At 43.9% G+C, this 1,201-nt stretch carries 1 pseudogene; it reads right to left on the bottom strand.

Features of this window, described 5'->3' with window-relative positions:
- Positions 1–860 precede the first annotated feature (860 nt).
- Positions 861–1,201 (bottom strand): annotated as a pseudogene (locus tag F6K63_RS36955) (hypothetical protein); the annotation flags it as partial.

Below are 1,201 nucleotides of genomic sequence, written 5' to 3'. Positions count from 1 at the left end.
TCAGTAGTCATTGGGATGGGAATTCGGTACGGCGGCTCGGCCAAGTTCAATGTATCGAAAAATGCGACCGGGGTACAGTGAGGGGTCATAAAAAGAAAACAGCGACACCTAGGAATGATTCTACAGGATGGTATTCCAATGCAAAGGCAAGCCCGTAACCACTCTTAAAGCTAAATGGGTATATGAACCGGCTAATTGGCCGGGTACGGCCAATGATAGCCAAAATGAGGGCATGAATCAGACCATCTTGGCCGCACACATCAAAAATTCACAAACTAAATAGTCAATACTAGGAACCTGGGAAGATTAGAGGATAAGTAGAGGGTTGAGTAATAGGATGGTTGTGACACCTTATTGATTCACAATGTCATTAGAACATCAAATCAGCAAAATCATCGCAATAGTTAAATAGGGAGCGGAGTGAACCCATCCGAAAGAGGAGCAATCAAGAGGGGATTTGAAGGCTCCGCTGATTGGGTCGTGGGTCATAATCCAAGACTACCTACTCAGGAACTCACAAAAGCAATAACCACTAATAGGAGGATGGTCGCAGAGGGGTCTAAAAGAGGGGCGTAGGAGCGGAAAATTTAGTTATAAGACGGGTGTGGGTAGAAGGTAAGGGGAAAGGAGGGCGCTGCAAGCGGCTTATATATGGGGTTGAGGAAAACCGCCTTCCCCATATAAAGGGCGGTTTTCCTCACACAGAAACGCACATATGTTGATATGAAAGGGTTTCAGCGTTCGCATTTTCCGGGCGAAGTCGCTGTTTTTTGAACTGATATCAACTTTGCCCGGAAAATCCTCATCTAAAACCCTTTCAATCAACGGTGCTTTTTACTGACTTTTCACTACGTCTACGGTTAATATTCCGGTTCTATACTAGGTGCGTTATCTTGTCCTGGTACACTACCCTCTACCGGCATGGGTTCTACTTCTAGGTAGTTGGGTATGCGTCCGTATTGGTAATTTAGTTGTTCTCGTGTCTTTTTGAGAGTGTGATGTTCTTGATGTTCCTGTTTCAACCGATTGAAGTTATGTCTTTGTTCTGCTGAAAGGGTTGATTTGAAGTTTTTAGCTCCATTACGGATAGCTTCATCCAGTTCAATTACCATCTGTTGAAAATTTAACGTGCCATCGGGATTGAGAAAGAACATTTCATAAGAGTGGCCACAATCTTCAATCAGTTTTTTCTGTTCCCGAT

The sequence above is a fragment of the Moorena sp. SIO1G6 genome (assembly GCF_010672795.1).
Classification (GTDB): domain Bacteria; phylum Cyanobacteriota; class Cyanobacteriia; order Cyanobacteriales; family Coleofasciculaceae; genus Moorena; species Moorena producens.
This window is presented reverse-complemented; position numbering and strand designations above follow the sequence as displayed.